The sequence below is a fragment of the Photobacterium aquae genome, from assembly GCF_001029445.1.
GTDB lineage: Bacteria > Pseudomonadota > Gammaproteobacteria > Enterobacterales > Vibrionaceae > Photobacterium > Photobacterium aquae.
In genome coordinates this window covers 1-19,865 of the sequence record NZ_LDOT01000011.1, presented here as the reverse complement: position 1 = coordinate 19,865, position 19,865 = coordinate 1, and the positions used below count along the sequence as shown (strand labels likewise).

Sequence of the window (19,865 nt, the reverse complement as noted above, 5' to 3'; positions counted from 1 at the left end):
TTAGAATTGATTTCAACGTGAAGACTACCAGCGCAAAAAGAAATACAGCCCGCCTAATCCTTCATGGATATAAATGCAGGGACGTCAATATTTTGACCGTGCTAATCAAATAGTAACAATTAAAATAATGTTTTTATATGATTATTAATAACGTATTTCACATGATATTTTAATATTAAGAACTTACTTTCTATTTTCCGCGCTTATTTCCGCTGCAAAATATCGTCCCTGCCCGCCCTTAATTCCCAACTGGGTTAGCACCTGCCATTCCTTTTTATTTTCGACCCCGACAGCGATAACCTGAGCCCGGGTATCGGCGCTTGCCCCCAGCATACTGCGGACAAATAGCTGGTTCTCCTGACGCAGGTTAATCTCCTTGACCAGCCCACGATGGAGCTTGATGTAATCCGCCTGAATGTCCTTGATGTAATGGGTGCTAACAATAGTACGACCCGCCTGATCAACGACCAACTTGCAACCGAGCCCGCCAAGCATCCTAGCCACCGGGCGCATGGCGTCAAGGTTCTTGACCAACGCCCCTTCCGGGATTTCCAAATAAAGACGGTTCAATACCGTACGCGGCGTCTGCAGCAACTCATCACGAAGCCATTTGACAAAATGCTTATCAAGCAAAGCATTGACACTGAGGTTCACCGACACGGCTTCGGCAACCGGCTCGGTCCTTAGTTTTTCCAACACTTTCCCCACCACAGCCCGATCCATTCTGGCGCTGAAGCCAACCTGCTCGACTGCCGTCAAAAAACGCGAGGCCTTAATCAGCATACCGTTTTCATCTTTGATCCGGGCCAGCATTTCCCGATGCAGAATACTGCCGTCCAGCATGACCACCGGTTGCTGGTAGAGGATTGGCCCGCCGCTGGAGAACACGGCATCGAGCAAGGTGCGCCAACGAACACTGCCCCGAGCATCTTCAAACTGCTGATCCTTGCGAAAGGCATACCAGCTATTGGTTCCCTGCAGCATGGCACTGCGCAGAGCCATGTCGGCCTCATCCATGATCCGCCCGCGGCGCTCGCCGCTGGCACAGAATGTCATGCCGATATGGCACCAGTTTTCGCTATCCAGCGGGGTGGGCGGCACCAATCGGTCCAGTGCATTCATCATTGTACCAACGAACTGTTTCACCTCCTTGCCCGACTGCTGCGGTAGCAAGATCGCAAACTCGGCGTCGAAATAGCGGGCCAGTACCGTCTCCGGATAGCGTTGAACCAAGTTGGACAACACAACCCCGACATCCTGAATCAACTCATCGGCCGCTTCCTTGCCTTTTTCCGCCAGCAGCTCGTCCCAGTCGGCGATCCGGATCAGCAGCACGGCACCGTGGGCCTCCTGATCCTGAAGCATTGACTGAAGCCGACTGTCGAACATCACCCGATTGGCTGCGCCAGTCAACTGGTCAAGAAAAGTGTGGGTGCGGATAAAGGTATCGAACCGGCTTCGCTCCTGACGGGCATCCTTGAGCTCGGCAATCATCTGATCCAGCGCCAAGCTCGCCGTTGCCGGCCATTCCTGCTCATCCCCCACCGCAAAGTCATCCACTTTGCCGGCTAGGATCATCCGCCCTCGCTCTTCGAGCAACTCCGAACCGTGCAGCTGACGCCGCAGCCAATCAAGCCCCCATACCAAGCCGGAAATAATCAACGCGATAGCAAGGCTAATCGAGGACATCGCACCGATCGAATAAGTGAACTCGGTATAGGGCGGGAGTGACTTGAGGGAGACATAAAAGCCGGGATTATGCGCCAATTCGTAATGGCTGGCATGAAGAATCGATGGGTCGGGCAGCTTTTGCAGCCCCTTGAAGGTGTATACAATGCCGCTTTCACTACCAATTTCCAGCTCAACAACATTGCTCGCCTTGAGCAACTTCGGCAGCCAGCGGGACATGGATGACGCCCCCTGGGGCTCTGCCATTTCTTGGTCGATCACCCCGACAACGCCATCGAGGTAGTGGGTGAGGTAATCCTGTCCCAACTTACGAAAACTGACGGCACCGCCCACAAAAATAATGAACATGGCACAAATTACAATTAACGTTACAAAAGCTACCAAGCGATTGGTTAGCCTCATTCCAGAAGCTTTTCTCATATACCCGCTATCTACACGATTAAAAGGAGGCAGTTCAACATGCCGAGCATGCTTAAATCCATAACTTAAAAATAACATCCATTGTTTTGCCGTGTCAGTGCCCCACCCTACAAATTAGCAATTTATTCATTCCTCAGTGCCATTTCAGGCCAACAAATACCAGCATGTAAGCTGCGTGCGCATCAAAGCCATGATAATGTATGGAATATAACGCCGGAGCCGAGTAATAGAATGGATTGGATCACCTGCACCAACAGTTTTGTCATGGTCGTCAACGAAGGGTCGCTAGCCCAAGCCGCCACCAAACTAAACACCTCAAGCTCGGCCTTATCCAAGCGTCTTTCCTGGCTAGAAAAGCAACTCGGCGTCCAGCTTCTCAAACGCACCACCCGCAGCCTGACCATGACCGATGCCGGTAGGCTTTTCTACCAACGCAGCGCGCGCCTGCTCGACGATTGGCACCAGATGCTGGCAGAAACCACATCCACCTACGGCGAAGTCAGCGGCGTCCTGCGGATCGGTGCCCCGCTGGCAACCGGCAGCCGCCTGCTGGTCAACTACTTGGCCGAGTTCACCCAAAGCTATCCGAATATCCAAATTGAGCTCCATACCATCACCCCCGGACAACTTCCGGATCTCAATCTAGATCTCTTTATCAGCAAAGAGCTGGCGGATTTCAATTCATCGAGCTACATCGCGACCAAGCTCTTCAGCTTCCAGACCGGATTCTACGCAGCCCCTGCCTACCTTGACGGCAAGCCCGCCATCGAAAGCCCCGAGCAGCTCATCCAGCATAATTGCCTGCTGTTCGGAAGCCACGGCCATGAGCAGGAACACCTGTTCGAAAATGATATTCGCCTACGCCTCAAAGGCAACTTCACCACCCAAAACCCTGAAGCCCTCGTCGCTGCCGCCGTGGCCGGGATGGGGATCATTCTTGCCAGTGCAAACACCGTAAAACGCGAACTCAGCAAAGGGTTGCTCGTGCCCGTCTTGCCGGGCCTGAAACAACCGCTCCTCTCGGCCTACGCCTATTACCCCAAGCTGGAATTCAACCACGTCAAGACCAAGCTCTTCATCGACTTTATCAAGGCCAAAGCCGCCGCCGGAAACCTCCGCTGAGGCTAGGCCCGATCAGGTGGTATGTGTCCTAACGAAAATACCACTTGATAATAATTCTCGTTTGCATTTAAATTACTTCTATACTTTCCTATAATGCAGAGACAGAGATTGATATGGCACCTATCCAACAGGCTCTAGAAAGGGCATTACCCAGGCAACACCGGTTAACCTACAAGCGGCTGCTCCTGCCAATGATCCTGCTGGCCTTGCTGGTCGCATCCGACGGCACCCGCGAACTGACCGTCAATGTACTCGCTGATGCCTTCTGGCAGGTTGCCGCCTACGTGGCCGCAACGCTGGCAATCTACCATGCTATTTCCGCCAAACTGAGCCAAGGCAATAACTCCCTTTCCCTCTTGTTGGAAAAAAGCGCCCGCTTCCAGGTGATCTTTGCCTCAGCGATGGGTGCGCTGCCCGGCTGCGGCGGGGCCATTGTCGTCATCACTCAATATGTCAGGGGCAAGCTCAGCTTCGGGGCTGTCGTTGCTGTCCTGACCGCAACCATGGGGGACGCCGCCTTCTTGCTGCTTGCCGCGAAACCCTCAACCGGACTAATGGTCGTTGCCCTCGGCTTTGTTGTCGGCCTACTTTCCGGCTGGCTGATCGACGCCATCCACGGCGAGCACTTCATGCGGCCAGACAACATCCAGCAAGCAACGAATACCTGTTGCGATAAAAACCACCCGCCGGCACTGAACCAGCCTGGCGTCCGCCTTCAGGGCAAATTCTGGCAATGGATGCTCTTGCCGGCGATCACTATTGCCATCATGGGATCGCTCCAGATCGATACCGATCTGGCCTTTGGCCTTCCCGCCGGCACAACGGCCATCGCAGGTGCCGCCGCCGCCGTGACAGCCATGCTGCTATGGGCGATAAGCCGTGATGTGACCGACTATGAATCCGCGGTTTCCGAAGATCCCAAGCTCCGTACCGCCAACCTGTTCCAGCGCGTGGCCCAAGATACCAACTTTGTCACTAGTTGGGTGATCGCCGCCTTCTTACTGTTCGAACTGACCCTGTACTGGAATGGTTTGGATCTGGCCAAGCTGTTTTCCAACTGGGCCCTGCTGCTGCCATTGATGGGAGTGGCTATCGGCCTGCTTCCCGGCTGCGGCCCGCAAATTCTGGTGACCAGCCTCTACCTCTCAGGGACCGTCCCGCTCTCGGCTCAACTCGGCAATGCCATCAGCAACGACGGGGACGCCCTGTTCCCGGCCATCGCCCTGGCACCAAAGGCAGCCCTCGTAGCCACCGTATACTCAGCCATCCCCGCACTGCTGGTTGCCTACGGCTATTTCTTCTTGTTCGAATAATTTGCCACAGACAAAAAAAGCCCCGCAATGCGGGGCTTCTTGTGTTCAGTATTGCATGGATCAGAACGGAATATCGTCGTCAAAATCCATTGGTGGCTCATTGTACTGAGGCTGAGGAGCAGCCTGCTGTTGTGGCTGCTGCGGTGCAGACTGCTGCTGAGGTGCGTAGCTCTGCTGCTGGGCTGCTGGCTGCTGAGGCTGCCCCCAACCACCTTGTTGCTGCTGGCCACCCATAGGTGCGCCCTGACCGCCCTGACGACCGCCAAGCATTTGCATCACGCCGTTAAAGCCCTGAACCACGATTTCAGTCGTGTACTGATCTTGGCCTTGCTGGTTCTGCCATTTACGGGTCTGAAGCTGACCTTCGATGTAGACCTGAGAACCTTTGCGCAGGTATTCGCCTGCCACTTCAGCAAGTTTGCCAAACAGCGCAACACGGTGCCACTCGGTTTTCTCGCGCTGCTCACCGGTGTTCTTATCGCGCCATGTCTCAGAGGTAGCAACAGTAATATTTGCTACTGCACCGCCACTTGGCATATAACGGATTTCTGGATCATTACCCAAGTTACCCACTAGGATAACTTTGTTGATGCCACGACTGGCCATAGTTCTCTCCAATCTCTTGATCGGCGCCGGTAACATTCCCGTACACCGTTATTGAAAGTTTATACTTAATCGCGCAGTCTACCATTTTCCCCCTGAATCGAATAGGGCTGAGCCTAGAGATTAAGAGAGAAATACAGCGAGGATCTGCAAGAAAACTGTGCTGCTATTATAACCACTTTACTGTGCATTCATACAGCTTTTTTCTTTTCCGGATCTAGGGGCTGTGCAATAATGCCGCATTCACATACGAATCAATAATAAGCATACGATATGGATAAAATCGAAGTCAGGGGTGCCCGAACCCATAACCTCAAGAACATTTCCCTCACGCTGCCCCGGGATCAACTGATCGTGATCACGGGCCTGTCGGGTTCAGGGAAATCTTCCCTTGCCTTCGATACCCTGTATGCCGAAGGCCAACGCCGCTACGTTGAGTCCCTGTCGGCCTATGCCCGCCAGTTCCTGTCACTGATGGAAAAACCCGATGTCGACCATATCGAAGGTCTCTCCCCCGCGATCTCCATCGAGCAGAAGTCGACATCCCACAACCCCCGCTCAACTGTCGGTACCATTACCGAAGTCTACGACTACCTGCGCCTGCTGTATGCCCGTGTCGGCGAACCGCGCTGCCCGACCCACAACACGGAGCTGGCCGCCCAGACCGTGAGCCAGATGGTAGACAAAGTGCTGGAGCTGCCTGAGGGCAGCAAAATGATGCTGCTGGCCCCGATCGTCAAAGAGCGCAAGGGCGAGCATGTCAAGACACTGGCAAACCTCGCGGCCCAAGGCTATATCCGCGCGAGGATCGACGGCGAGGTATGTGATCTGTCCGATCCACCGACGCTGGAGCTCCACAAGAAACATACCATCGAAGTCGTGGTCGATCGCTTCAAGGTTCGCGATGATCTCCAGCAGCGGCTGGCCGAATCCTTCGAAACCGCACTGGAGCTGTCCGGCGGTACCGTCGTGGTCAGCCCGATGACCGCAGGCGAGCACGATGAGATCATCTTTTCGGCCAACTTTGCCTGCCCCCACTGCGGCTACAGCATGGCTGAACTTGAGCCGCGCCTGTTCTCGTTCAACAACCCGGCCGGTGCCTGCGGGACCTGTGACGGCTTGGGCAACCAGCAGTTTTTCGATCCCGAACGGGTGGTTCAAAACGGCGAACTGAGCCTGGCCGGTGGGGCAATCCGCGGCTGGGACCGCCGCAATTTCTACTACTTCCAGATGCTCGGCTCGCTGGCCGAGCACTACGGCTTCGATATCGAGGCTCCCTACAATGAGCTGCCGGCCAAAATCAAAGAGGTCGTGCTGAAAGGATCGGGCCGAACCGATATCGAGTTCAAATACATCAATGACCGTGGTGATATCACGGTACGCCGCCACCCATTCGAGGGGATCCTCAACAACATGGAGCGCCGCTACCGCGAAACCGAATCCAACTCGGTACGCGAAGAGCTGGCCAAATTCGTCTCGACCAAGCCGTGCGGCAGCTGCGGCGGCTCGCGCCTGCGTCTAGAGGCTCGCCATGTGTTCATCAACGATACCGCCCTGCCCGCCGTAAGCGAGATGAGTATCAGCGAAGCCATGGCATTTTTCAGCCAGCTTGAGCTGACCGGCCAGAAAGCCCAAATTGCCGAGAAGATCCTCAAGGAAATCAATGATCGCCTCAGCTTCTTGGTCAATGTTGGCCTCAACTACCTTAACCTGTCGCGCAGTGCCGAGACCCTCTCCGGCGGCGAAGCCCAGCGGATCCGCCTTGCCAGCCAGATTGGCGCAGGCCTAGTCGGTGTCATGTATGTGCTGGACGAACCCTCTATCGGCCTCCACCAGCGCGACAACGAACGGTTGCTCAAAACCCTGACCCACTTACGCGATCTCGGCAACACCGTCATCGTGGTTGAGCATGACGAAGATGCGATCCGCACCGCCGACCACATCATCGACATCGGCCCGGGGGCCGGAGTCCACGGCGGCAGCATCATCGCCGAAGGGACGCTTGAAGACATTCTGTCCAACGAGCAGTCACTAACCGGCCAGTATCTCAGCGGTCAAAAAGCCATTGCCGTGCCCGAACACCGGATCGAAATGGATCCCGAGCGTACCGTCAAGCTGCTCGGCGCTACCGGCAACAACCTGAAGAACGTCGATATCGAGATCCCGGTCGGCTTGCTGACCTGTGTGACAGGGGTATCCGGCTCGGGAAAATCCACCCTGATCAACGATACCTTCTTCACTATTGCCCACCAGCACCTCAACGGGGCAACCACCGGTCAGCCGGCTCCTTACCGCGAAATCCGCGATCTTGAGCATTTCGACAAAGTGATCGACATCGACCAAAGCCCGATTGGCCGTACGCCGCGCTCGAACCCTGCGACCTACACCGGGATCTTCACCCCGATCCGCGAGCTGTTCTCCGGCACCCCTGAATCGCGTACCCGTGGCTACAAGCCGGGCCGCTTCAGCTTCAACGTCAAGGGCGGCCGCTGCGAAGCCTGTCAGGGTGACGGGATGATCAAAGTCGAAATGCACTTTCTGCCGGATGTCTATGTGCCGTGCGATGCCTGTAAGGGCAAGCGCTACAACCGCGAGACTCTGGAAGTCCGCTACAAAGGCAAAACCATCGATGAGGTACTGGAGCTGACCGTCGAGGATGCGCGAGAGTTCTTCGACCCGGTGCCAGCCATCGCCCGCAAGCTGCAAACCCTGATGGATGTCGGCCTGTCCTATATCCGCCTCGGCCAAGCCGCCACGACCCTTTCCGGGGGCGAGGCCCAGCGAGTCAAGCTCGCCCGCGAGCTATCCAAACGAGACACCGGCAAGACGCTGTATATCCTCGACGAGCCGACAACCGGCCTCCACTTCCATGATATTCAGCAACTGCTCAATGTCCTGCACCGGCTACGCGACCACGGCAACACCATCGTGGTGATCGAGCATAATCTCGATGTCATCAAAACAGCCGACTGGATTATTGACCTAGGGCCGGAAGGCGGCAGCGGCGGCGGCGAGATTATTGCCTGCGGCACCCCCGAACAGGTGGCAACCGTAGAGGGATCTCACACGGCACGCTTCCTGAAACCGTTGCTACCCACTGTAAGCACAGTAAAATAACGGGATAAGACAATAACAAAATGACAAACCGGGCCTTGGCCCGGTTTTCTCTCGAATGGAAACGCAATGACAGTGTTGTACGTAAAAGGCACCCAGATGGCAGACAAAGGGATCAGCAAACCCTTGATCAAGCCGTTTCTGGTCGCACTAGGCTGCTTGTTCCTGCTGACAATGCACTACTTCCAGCCGCATCCTGCAGGGACAGGGCTCGCCCTTCCTTCCAATGCCATGAGCTGGATCCCGCTAAGCCTGGCGCTCGGCGTCGGTCTGCTGGAAATCAGCCGTCAGCGTATCTGGCGCTATTCCAGACTGACCGTCGTCCTGCTGATCAGTTGCCTGCTGCTCACCCTGCCCCTTGCCTATCCGCAAGCCAATCCTGTTCAGGCATTACCTCGCTTGCTGGGTCTGTGGAGCGGGATGCTGCTGTTTATCGCTCTCCAACAATTTGCCTTCAACCTGAAGCAGCGTCAGGCCCTGCTTTGGATGCTCTTGATCGCTATCTGGATGCAGGCAGTCTGGGGCTGGGTGCAACTGATCCTGCAATCGCCGTTCAGCCCTTTCGCTTCTCTTGCGGACCTCAGCCTCAACCCTGCTGGTATCTTTCCCAACAACACTACCATGGCCAGTTTTCTTGCTACCGGCTTGGCTCTGTCGGCCTATCTGCTGGCACGTATTCCGATGTACCGCGGGAAATGGTCATGGCGGCAGCTTTTTTTACTCCTGACCCCTGTCGTCACCATTCCGCTGCTGGTTATTCTGAGCTCCAAGACCGGCTGGCTTGCCGCGGTGATCGCTAGCTGTCTGATGCTTCCCTATCTACGCCACTTTGCCGCCAGGGCACAAGGCCGGATGTGGTTTTTGATGGTAATGCTCGGCCTAAGTATTGCCTTGCATATCGGTACCCAAATCGAGTGGACCCCGCCTGATGACAGCCAGACTCTAGCCGGTCTCCCCGTGAGCCATCTATCACAAGCGGTCGCAATGCTAGAAAACCAGCCATTGACCGGCTACGGCTACGGCACATTCACCACCAACTACCTGCTACAAACTGCTCAGTGGCACCAGCTTGACCCAAGCCAGCCAGCTGGATTACCCACTCTCCACCATCCTCACAACGAGCTGTTGTTCTGGGCGGTAGAAGGAGGCATCGTTCCGCTCCTCGGTATTTTCCTTGCGACGGCAGCTGTGCTGTTTAAAGTAAAAAAAGCCCGCCACGGCACACGGCTTGCCTTGTTGGGGCTGTTTTTCCCCATAGTGCTGCATATCCAGCTAGAGTACCCGTTCTACTATTCACTGGTTCACTGGATCACCTTTGTTATCCTGATCTACTGGGTCGATAACCTGACAGCCAAATACCATAAGACGCCCTTAAAACATATTGTGCCTATTCGCGTCTCAGCATGGATATTGCCGCTTATCGTGACAACGTTCATGACCACTTCGCTATATTCGGGGCAACTGCTTAGCCGTTTCGAAAATAATCCCGAGGGCAACATTGACCTGCTGCTCAAAGTCAACAACCCTTGGGCATGGCAAAACCGTTACGAATGGGATCTCTATCAAGCCCAATTGCAAATCGGAATGGCCAATGATAACGACCAATTGGTTAACGAGTTTATCCACTGGGCAAACATAAAAGCCAAAACATGGACTCGCCCGAAACTCTACCGTCAGCTTATCGTGGCCTATACCTTCATCGACAAGCCTGAACTGGCCGAGCAGGTACGCCTAGAAGCCATCTACCTCTTCCCGTTAGAGGATTTCACCCCAGCCAAAGACGGTGCCCATAAGCCCCTGGCCCGATAAAAAAATGGCAGCCGATCTCTCGGCTGCCATTTTCTCCCTGCTGTTGGTGGCGTTACTTCAGCACGCTCTCCAATGCCCGCAGACACAACGCAATATTCTCGCTACGGGCCGCATACCCCATCAGGCCAATCCGCCATGCTTTGCCCGCCAGCGCCCCCAGTCCGGCACCGATCTCCAAGTTATAACGTTCGAGCAATAATTTCCGCACGGCGGCATCATCCACCCCGTCCGGGATATACACCGCATTCAGCTGCGGCAGGCGATAAGGCTGTTCGACAACGAAGGCAATACCCAGCTGTTCCAGCCCCTCTCGCAGTTCATTATGCATATCACGGTGGCGCTGCCACGCATTCTCCAGCCCCTCGTTGTACAGGATTACCAGAGCTTCATGCAGCGCATAAAGACTGTTGACCGGGGCGGTATGATGGTAGCTACGCTTGCCCTCACCGCTCCAGTAGCCCAACACCAGGCTCTGATCCAAAAACCAGCTCTGGACCGGGGTCTTGCGCGACTGGATCTTGGTCACTGCACGCTCTGAAAACGTCAGAGGCGACAACCCCGGCACGCATGACAGGCACTTCTGGCTACCCGAATAAACAGCATCAAGCTGCCATTCGTCCACCAGCAGCGGAACACCACCGAGCGATGTCACCGCATCGACTATCGTCAGGCAGCCGTGCTCTCTGGCCAGCCGAGCAATCACTTCGGCATCGCTCAGCGCTCCAGTTGATGTCTCGGCATGAACGAACGCGACAATCACCGCATCGGGGTGAGCCTCCAAGGCTTGTTCAACCAGTTCTGGATCAACCGGCTCTCCCCACGCATTATCGACCATGACCGCGATCCCGCCACAACGCTCGACATTTTCCCTCATTCGGTCGCCAAACACCCCGTTACGGCAGACAATCACCTTATCGCCGGGCTCGACCAAATTGACGAAACACGCCTCCATACCCGCACTGCCGGGGGCTGATACCGCGATAGTAAATGGGTTCTGGGTTTGGAAGGCATACTGTAGCAACTGCTTTAGCTCATCCATCATCCCGATGAACAACGGATCGAGATGGCCGATTGTCGGCCGGCTCAATGCTTGCAGCACCTGCGGGGAAATATCTGACGGGCCAGGTCCCATCAATGTCCGTTGCGGGGGGTAGAAACTGGTTTTAGTCATGCTTGGTCCTCCCTGACGTTCTTCGGTCAGCCTTGGTTATAGGGTTCAATATGACTATATCAGCTCCCCCGCCAATATGCGTATATCTATGCATCCGTCTTACTGTTGAATACCCGCGCCAATACTTTCATCAATACATGCCGGCTCGCCAGTTCCCCTCGAAGATAAGTGTATTTATGAACAGAATATTGATAGCAGCCAAACCCAGACACTTTTTTGCATTTTTTTTGCTTATTCTTCCCTGCAACCAATTGACAAAGGGCTAGAAAATCAGCTTCAATACAGATCGTTTTTTGTTCATCCCGAAATCGTGATTTTTCGGGGGCAGACAGAAGAGGAGCGTTACCCAGGTATCGATGATTGCGGGGCCCCACCCCAAAGCAATCTTGAGAGGGGGAGTAACGCCGAGATATGGCATGACAGGGGGCATGGCATATCGGCTTTGGAGGTTGAATCCTTCTGGCTGTCACCTTCCAACCTATGGTACAGGAAGGTGAGGAGCTTCTGGTTGTTGTACCGTTCGACGTCTACATCCTACCTAATTGCTCCGACTGTATGTCGGGATCTGATCCCGAGTCCCCCCTGGTAATTGATTGTTCTATTTCATACTGGGAGACTCATTGTGAGCTTTGTAGAAAATAACTTTACTGTTCCTCCACCGATTACCGTAGCGAAATTTGGCGGCACCAGCGTAGCCGATCATGCCGCCATGAGCCGAAGTGCCACTATCATCAAGGATAATCCTGCCGCTAAGGTAGTGTTGATTAGTGCATGTTCTGGCGTAACCAACCTGCTGGTTGAACTTGCAAACGGACTTGCCGATAACGAGCAGCGCTCCAAACGGCTACAACAACTACGAACGATCCACCAAGACATCATCGACCAATTGGCCCACCCTGAAACGGTCACAACCCAGGTCGAACAACTTATTAGCCATATTGCTAAATTAGCAGAGCAAGCCGCACAAAAGCCGTCAGTACAACTGACTGACCAGCTTGTCGCCCATGGTGAATTGCTCTCTACCCACTTGTTTACCCAAATTCTCAACGAAATGGGGGCGAGCGCCCTACGTTTCGATATCCGTGACGTCATGCGGACCGACAGCCAGTACGGCAAAGCCGTACCTGAGGTCGACACCATTCGACAACTTGCCGACCAGCATCTTCAGCCTATTTTGAAGACAGATACGATTATCGTATCACAGGGCTTTATCGGGGCCGACGAATCTGGCGTCACGACGACCTTGGGCCGTGGTGGCAGCGACTACAGCGCAGCGTTGATCGCCGAAGCCATCAGTGCAGAAATCCTAGAGATCTGGACCGATGTCCCGGGGATGTACACCACTGACCCTCGCATTGCAGCCAACGCCAAGCCGATCAAAGAGATCAGCTTCTGCGAAGCCTCCGAAATGGCAAACTTCGGCGCTAAGATCCTTCACCCGTCAACCTTGCTCCCGGCTGTGCGCCAGCAAATCCCTGTATTTGTCGGCTCCTCCAAAGCCCCTGAACAAGGCGGAACATGGATTCGCCAGAGTGTCACCGATGCTCCGAAATTCCGAGCCCTGGCTCTGCGCTGCAACCAGACGATGGTCACCCTGACTAGCCTGAACATGTTCCATGCTTACGGTTTCTTGGCCGAGGTATTCAGAATCCTGGCCGAATACAAAATCTCGGTGGATCTCATCACAACATCTGAAGTCAGCGTTTCCCTAACGTTGGATCAAACAGATACGTGCGGCGGCGCACCTCGCCTGCCAGAAGCCGCGATGGAAGCCCTGAGCAAACTTTGCCGGGTTGAGGTCGAACAAGATCTCTGCCTCGTTGCTCTGATCGGCAATGATCTGGGCGACGCCCCAGGCGCTGCAACCCAAGTATTCAGCCGACTGGAAAAATACAGCCCTCGGATGATCTGCTTTGGAGCCAGCACCCACAACTTGTGCTTCCTGGTCAAAACAGCCGAGTCACGCGAAGTGGTGCAGACCCTTCATCAGGGCCTGTTTGAATAAGCTGAACCTTGATGAAAAAAAGGCACTCCCAGAGTGCCTTTTTTGATCTTTCACAATCAACCGAGGTTTGGCCCCAGCCATTTCTCGGCCTCGGCCAAATCCCATCCCTTGCGATCAGCATAGCTGTCACGCTGGTCAGGCTGAATCTGGGCAACAGCAAAGTAACGAGACTCAGGGTGAGAGAAATACCATCCCGATACCGAAGCCCCCGGCCACATTGCATAACTACTCGTCAGCGACATGCCAATCGCCTCTTCAACCCCGAGCAAATCCCACAAAGCGCCTTTCTCGGAATGCTCAGGACAGGCTGGGTAGCCAGGTGCTGGCCTGATCCCCTGATATTTTTCCCGAATCAAATCATCGTTGGTCAGGCTCTCTTGCGGCGAATAGCCCCAAATTTCCGTCCTCACCCGCTCATGCAGATACTCGGCAAACGCTTCTGCCAACCGATCAGCCACGGCTTGGATCATGATCGCGTTGTAATCATCCCCCTGTGCCTTGTAAGCATCAGCCAGTTCACGCTCGCCAATCCCCCCAGTGACCGCAAATGCCCCGATCCAATCAGGTTTTCCGCTTTCTTTCGGGGCAATATAATCTGACAGGCAATAGTTGGGACCTTTAGGTTTGTCGGTCTGCTGGCGTAAATGATGCAGTACCCTCGCAACGGTCTCCCGGCTTTCGTCGGTATAGACTTCAATATCATCCCCCACACTATTCGCGGGAAACAAGGCACACATCCCCCTTGCCTGAAGCAATCCCTCTCGCTCCACTCTGTCGAGCAAGGCATTGGCATCAGCAAACAGACGGCGGGCCTCCTCACCGACTTCATCATGATCAAGGATCGCCGGGTATTTCCCCATCAGCGACCAGGTCATAAAGAAAGGGGTCCAGTCTATATAACGGCGCAAGGTCGCCACATCCATATTATCAAACACCTGAATCTCCGGCTGGGCCGGTATTGGGGGGTTATAGCTACCCCAGTCAATCGCAACCTTGTTGTCGCGAGCCGCATCAAGGCTGATTGGCTTGGTCCGCGGTTTTTTGCGGTTATGCTGATCACGAACCCTGTCATAATCAAGATCTAACCGCTCAACAAAAGCAGGCCGCAATTCATCAGAAAGCAAAGAGGTACAGACCCCGACAGCCCGCGAGGCATTGTTGACGTAAACCACGGGCTGACGGTAGTTTTGCTCGATCTTCACCGCAGTATGGGCTTTAGACGTCGTCGCACCGCCAATAAGCAGAGGCAAGTCGAACCCTTGCCGCTCCATTTCCTTGGCGACATGGACCATTTCATCCAATGAAGGGGTGATCAGCCCCGACAAACCAATAATATCGACATTTTCTTCCTTGGCGACTTTGAGGATCTTCTCGCAAGGCACCATCACACCAAGATCAATAATCTCGTAGTTATTGCACTGCAAAACCACTCCGACAATATTCTTGCCGATATCGTGCACATCCCCCTTCACCGTCGCCAGCAGGATCTTGCCGTTCGAGCTCCCCGCCTGCTTCTCAGCATTGATAAAGGGCTCCAAATGAGCCACCGCCTGCTTCATCACTCGGGCAGACTTCACCACCTGCGGCAAGAACATCTTACCCTCACCAAACAGATCGCCGACCACATTCATACCATCCATTAACGGCCCTTCAATAACCGCCAGCGGCTTGGCGGCATTCACCCGGGCCTCTTCAGTATCGGCAACGATGAATTCGGTGATCCCTTTGACAAGGGCATGCTCCAAGCGTTTCTCTACAGGCCAAGTACGCCATTCTAGTGCCGAGGCATCCTCCTCTTTCCCTACCCCCTTGCCCGCATATTCGGCCGCAATATCGAGCAAGCGCTCGGTGCTATCACTCCGTCTATTGAGCACCACATCTTCAACGGCTTCACGCAGTTTATCAGGCACGTTATCGTAGATTTCTAGCTGACCTGCGTTAACTATCCCCATATCCATGCCATTTTTGAAACAATGGTAAAGGAACACCGCGTGGATGGCCTCGCGCACGTAATTATTACCGCGGAACGAGAAGGAAACGTTGGAGACCCCGCCGGAGATCATGGCATATGGCAGGTCGCGCTTGATATCCGCCACAGCCTCGATAAAGTCGACGGCATAATTATTATGTTCTTCGATCCCTGTCGCCACGGCAAAAATGTTGGGGTCGAAGATAATATCTTCTGGCGGGAAGCCAACCTCATCGACCAAAATCCGGTAGGCTTGGGTACATATTTGCAGCTTTCGCTCGCGAGTCTCGGCCTGGCCAACCTCATCAAATGCCATTACGATCACCGCAGCACCATAGCGGCGGATCAGTTTTGCCTGCTCGACAAACTTGGCTTTGCCTTCCTTCAATGAGATAGAATTGACAATACCTTTACCCTGAATGCACTTCAGGCCCGCCTCGATCACCTCCCATTTGGAGGAGTCCACCATGATCGGGACTTTAGAGATTTCCGGCTCGGAGGCACACAAGTTGAGAAAGCGCACCATGCACGCTTTCGCATCCAGCATCCCCTCATCCATGTTGATATCAATGATCTGCGCCCCGTTTTCCACCTGCTGGCGGGCAACTTCGAGGGCCTCGTCATAGAGCTCCTCCTTGATCAGGCGCTTGAAGCGCGCCGATCCCGTCACATTGGTTCGCTCGCCAACATTGAGAAACAATGTCTCCTTCTCGATGGTCAACGGCTCCAACCCGGAAAGCCGGCAAGCAATAGGGATCTCAGGCAAGGGGCGGGGGGACAACCCACGAGTCGCCTCGTACATATGGCGGATATGCTCGGGCGTGGTTCCGCAGCAGCCCCCTATCAGGTTAATAAAGCCACTTTGGGCCCACTCGGCAACATGGCTCGCCATCTCTTCGGGCGAAAGATCATATTCACCAAACGCATTAGGCAACCCGGCATTAGGGTGAGCCGACACATAAGTTTCCGATATGCGCGATATTTCTTCGACATAAGGACGAAGCTCATCCGGCCCCAGCGCGCAGTTCAGGCCAAAAGAAATCGGGTTTACGTGGCGTAGGGAATTGTAAAAGGCTTCCGTCGTCTGCCCGGATAACGTCCGCCCCGAGGCATCGGTAATGGTTCCGGAAATCATCACAGGTAAGCTCTCACCACGCTCGTCAAACACAAGATCGACGGCAAAAGCACAGGCCTTAGCATTGAGGGTATCGAAAATTGTTTCGATCAAAATAATATCGGCACCGCCATCGAGCAGGGCCCGAGTCGATTCAGCATAGGCCTCAACCAGTTGGTCAAAGGTAACATTACGGTAACCGGGATCGTTGACATCCGGAGAAATAGAACACGTCCGGTTGGTAGGACCGAGCACCCCGGCAACGAAGCGTGGCTTATCCGGCGTTTGCGCCGTCCATTCGTCGGCTGCCTGCCGGGCCAATCTGGCAGCCTCGAAATTTATCTCGGCACTGAGGCTCTCCATTGCATAATCAGCCATCGCAATGCTGGTCGCATTAAATGTATTGGTTTCGAGGATATCGGCCCCGGCCTCTAGATAGGCACAATGGATATCCTTGATAAGTTGTGGCTGCGTCAGAACCAGCAGATCATTATTGCCCTTGAGATCCGACTGCCACTCAGCAAAACGCGTCCCGCGATAGTCATGTTCCTCGAGTTTATAACTCTGGATCATGGTTCCCATGCCGCCATCGATGATCAATATCTGCTCATTCAGGCGCTTCTGTAATTGTTCCTTGCCCATCACCACCACATTACTTCCTTATTTCATGTTACAGCTTTTTCACATCCTACCACAGCAACAATGGAAATCTAGATGGCTAAATGGTGTTTCACTTGATTAAATATTAACTCACTAAAATAAAATAATAATGGCTATTGAAGCACGTTAGATTTATATTTTGTCACACTTTCGCCCTTTACAATCCACAACCTCCGAGGTCCTAGGATGTCCGTCTATAGCACCCTCTGCTTTCTAGCTGCCGCCGCCATGCTGATAGCGTTTATCAACAGCAAAATCGGCAAAATGCAATCAACGATCGCCATTACTGCTGGCGCCCTGATCCTTTCACTTATTATTATCGTCGCTGGCCAAAACGGTTGGTTCCACCTCGAAAGCATAGCTGCGGATCAACTCGGAAAAATTGATTTCGAAAGCTTCTTGCTCAAAGGGATCCTCGGCTTTCTTCTGTTTGCCGGAGGGTTGGGGATCAAACTTCCCCACCTCAAAGATCAAAAATGGGAAATCACCACCCTCGCCCTGTTTGCCACCCTTTTCTCCACCTTCTTTATCGGCTTCGCCCTCTGGGGTATTTGCCAAGGGCTGGGTATCCAATTTGACCTTATTTACTGCCTGCTCTTTGGTGCCCTGATCTCTCCTACCGACCCGATTGCTGTTCTGGCCATTGTCAAAAAGCTCAATGCCCCAAAGCGCATTTCGACGCAAATCGAAGGCGAGTCATTGTTCAATGACGGTTTCGGCCTCGTCATCTTCGTAACACTCTTCACGATTGCCTTTGGCAACGAAGCACCCACCGCCATGGGTGTCGGTAAATTATTCTTGCAAGAGGCTATCGGTGGTATCGCCTACGGCTTTGCCCTCGGTTTGATTTTCCACTACTTGATCAGTGCCACCAATGACCACTCAATGGAACTACTACTGACATTAGGTATCCCAACTGCCGGATATGTTCTGGCAGATGTCCTGCATGTCTCAGGTCCGCTGGCCATGGTCGTATCGGGGATCATGATCGGTAACTGGACCCGCTATATCGGCTTTTCTAAAGAGAGCGAGGATCACCTCGACCACTTCTGGGAATTAGTGGATGAATTCCTCAACGGGCTACTGTTCTTGCTGATTGGTATGAGCATGCTGCAATTTGCCTTCCACCAAGAAGACTGGATCATGATGGTAATTGCCGTACCACTCGTTCTATTGAGCCGCTACCTGAGCGTCAAGCTCTCTTATGTCGGCTTCAACCGCTACCGTGACTACAACCCGCTGTCAGTCAAAATCCTCACTTGGGGTGGCCTGCGTGGTGGCCTTGCACTGGCCATGGCGATGTCGATCCCAGCAGGGATCATGGTTATCCCGGACAAGCAAATCGATGTCCGTGAGATTATCCTTGTGATGACCTATGCCGTGGTGGTGTTTTCTATCCTGGTACAAGGCTCAACAATCACACCTCTCATCCATAAAGCGAAACAATGGGAAGCCAAGCAGAACGCTTGATCCTGTTCATTCCCCCCGATAAAAAAGACCTGCCATGGCAGGTCTTTTTTTGTCTCCACTGTCCCCAATGAACTATTCATCCTTGGTGAAGCGCTCTTCAGAAAAATGCTCAAGGTCATACGGTGTTTGCTGATAAACACAGTAATTTAGCCAATTTGAAAACAGCAAATGACCGTGGCTACGCCAACTAGCAACCGGTGGTAACTCAGGGTTATCGTCAGGGTAGTAATTAAGAGGCAAGTTAGGCTCCATGCCTTCTCCTGCATCTCTTGTGTACTCGTTATGCAAGGTCAGAGCATCATATTCGGGATGGCCTGTCACAAAAACATTGCGTTTGTCTTTGGTCGCAGCCAGGTAAACACCAGCCTGAGAGGATGTCGCTAAGATATCCAAATCGGTATGATTTTCTAAATACTCTGGCGAAAAATCGGCATATCGGGAATGTGGAGCAAGAAAATTGTCATCAAATCCTCTCACAATCGGATTGCGGCAATCATGAACCTGATGCCAATAGACGCCAGAAAGTTTCTCCTTGCGGGTTCGCTTAGGTAAGTCATAAAGTAGCTTCAGGCCAGCTTGAGCAGCCCAGCACACAAACAAGGTCGAAGTCACATGAGTACGAGCCCAACTCATGATGGCCTGGATTTCTTCCCAATACAGTACATCCTCAAACTGTACCAACCCTAGCGGTGCACCTGTCACGATTAGGCCATCAAAATTACGGTTCTTAACCATCTCAAACTGACGATAGAACGTATCTAAATGCTCTGTTGGCGTATTCTTGGTTGGACGATTATCGATACGTAAAAGCTCAACATCCACCTGCAAAGGGGTATTGGATAATAGCCTGAGAAATTGAGTTTCCGTCTCAATTTTCTTCGGCATCAAATTCAGCAACAATACCTTCAAAGGACGAATTTCCTGACTCGCAGCCCGGGTTTCTGACATAACAAAAATATTCTCCCCACGAAGAATATCCGTTGCGGGCAGTTGATCAGGAATTTTGATCGGCATGGTGTTCACTCCTTAAACATAGCCTCGGACACCAAAGGGATGTTTAGACGTCCAGATATCTAAATAAACTATAAGAGAATAACAGTTACCGCAAGAGAAAACAGATAAAAAGAATTAATGTTCGGGAAGATTACTTCGAAAAAATTCATACTATGAAGTGAAAATGAGGGGGAGCAGAAACGAGAAAACCCAGCCGAAGGCTGGGTTTTGAAAGGGTGTTCAGCAATGACCTACTCTCACATGGGGAGACCCCACACTACCATCGGCGCTACAACGTTTCACTTCTGAGTTCGGCATGGGATCAGGTGGGACCGCTGTGCTATGGTCGCTAAGTAAATTCTTTTACTGTTCATGTCAAAAGACATAAACAAGAAATTTGAAGCCTGGCGATG

11 protein-coding genes, 1 rRNA gene and 1 riboswitch are annotated in these 19,865 nt (G+C 53.3%); of the genes, 6 read left to right on the top strand and 6 right to left on the bottom strand.

The genetic code is table 11. From position 1 onward, the window contains the following. Positions 1–183 precede the first annotated feature (183 nt). Entirely contained in the window at positions 184–2,109 is a 1,926-nt protein-coding gene (gene csrD / locus ABT56_RS08860) for an RNase E specificity factor CsrD (RefSeq protein WP_047878527.1), read from the bottom strand. Positions 2,110–2,340: 231 nt separating this feature from the next. Between csrD and ABT56_RS08855 the strand changes: the two genes are divergently transcribed. Both ABT56_RS08855 and ABT56_RS08850 read left to right on the top strand, forming a co-directional pair. Beyond that, the gene (locus ABT56_RS08855; RefSeq protein WP_047878526.1) at positions 2,341–3,231 is read left to right on the top strand and encodes a LysR family transcriptional regulator; all 891 of its coding nucleotides are present in this window, start codon (positions 2,341–2,343) and stop codon (positions 3,229–3,231) included. A 113-nt stretch (positions 3,232–3,344) separates the two neighbouring features. Beyond that, a complete protein-coding gene (locus ABT56_RS08850; RefSeq protein ID WP_047878525.1) occupies positions 3,345–4,544 on the top strand; it encodes a putative manganese transporter in 1,200 nt (399 codons plus the stop codon). 60 nt (positions 4,545–4,604) lie between these two features. Here the strand turns inward: ABT56_RS08850 and ABT56_RS08845 are convergent, their stop codons facing one another. Next, positions 4,605–5,150, bottom strand: coding sequence for a single-stranded DNA-binding protein (locus ABT56_RS08845; RefSeq protein WP_047878524.1), 546 nt, complete (start codon positions 5,148–5,150; stop codon positions 4,605–4,607). A gap of 270 nt (positions 5,151–5,420) precedes the next feature. Here ABT56_RS08845 and uvrA point away from each other — a divergent pair, with 270 nt between their 5' ends. Continuing rightward, a complete protein-coding gene (gene uvrA / locus ABT56_RS08840; protein ID WP_047878523.1) occupies positions 5,421–8,264 on the top strand; it encodes an excinuclease ABC subunit UvrA in 2,844 nt (947 codons plus the stop codon). A 66-nt stretch (positions 8,265–8,330) separates the two neighbouring features. Further along, a complete protein-coding gene (locus ABT56_RS08835) occupies positions 8,331–10,070 on the top strand; it encodes a PglL family O-oligosaccharyltransferase (RefSeq protein ID WP_047878522.1) in 1,740 nt (579 codons plus the stop codon). Between the two features lie 52 nt (positions 10,071–10,122). On the opposite strand, the gene ABT56_RS08830 is transcribed toward ABT56_RS08835, so the two are convergent. After that, a complete protein-coding gene (locus ABT56_RS08830) occupies positions 10,123–11,241 on the bottom strand; it encodes a pyridoxal-phosphate-dependent aminotransferase family protein (protein ID WP_047878521.1) in 1,119 nt (372 codons plus the stop codon). Positions 11,242–11,565: 324 nt separating this feature from the next. Then, a riboswitch (Lysine riboswitch) is annotated at positions 11,566–11,753 on the top strand. Positions 11,754–11,863: 110 nt separating this feature from the next. On the opposite strand from ABT56_RS08830, the gene lysC reads away from it, so the two are divergent. Next, complete coding sequence (gene lysC, locus ABT56_RS08825; RefSeq protein ID WP_047878520.1) at positions 11,864–13,246, top strand: lysine-sensitive aspartokinase 3; 1,383 nt, start codon at positions 11,864–11,866, stop codon at positions 13,244–13,246. A gap of 56 nt (positions 13,247–13,302) precedes the next feature. On the opposite strand, the gene metH is transcribed toward lysC, so the two are convergent. Then, positions 13,303–16,971: a methionine synthase gene (metH, locus tag ABT56_RS08820; protein WP_047878665.1), complete on the bottom strand. Its 3,669-nt coding sequence runs from the start codon at positions 16,969–16,971 to the stop codon at positions 13,303–13,305. Between the two features lie 204 nt (positions 16,972–17,175). Here metH and ABT56_RS08815 point away from each other — a divergent pair, with 204 nt between their 5' ends. Beyond that, positions 17,176–18,459, top strand: a complete 1,284-nt coding sequence (locus ABT56_RS08815) for a cation:proton antiporter (protein WP_047878519.1) — start codon at positions 17,176–17,178, stop codon at positions 18,457–18,459. A gap of 72 nt (positions 18,460–18,531) precedes the next feature. Here the strand turns inward: ABT56_RS08815 and metA are convergent, their stop codons facing one another. Then, positions 18,532–19,473, bottom strand: a complete 942-nt coding sequence (metA, locus tag ABT56_RS08810) for a homoserine O-acetyltransferase MetA (protein ID WP_047878518.1) — start codon at positions 19,471–19,473, stop codon at positions 18,532–18,534. 217 nt (positions 19,474–19,690) lie between these two features. Continuing rightward, positions 19,691–19,806, bottom strand: a 5S ribosomal RNA gene (gene rrf / locus ABT56_RS08805). Positions 19,807–19,865: the final 59 nt, after the last annotated feature.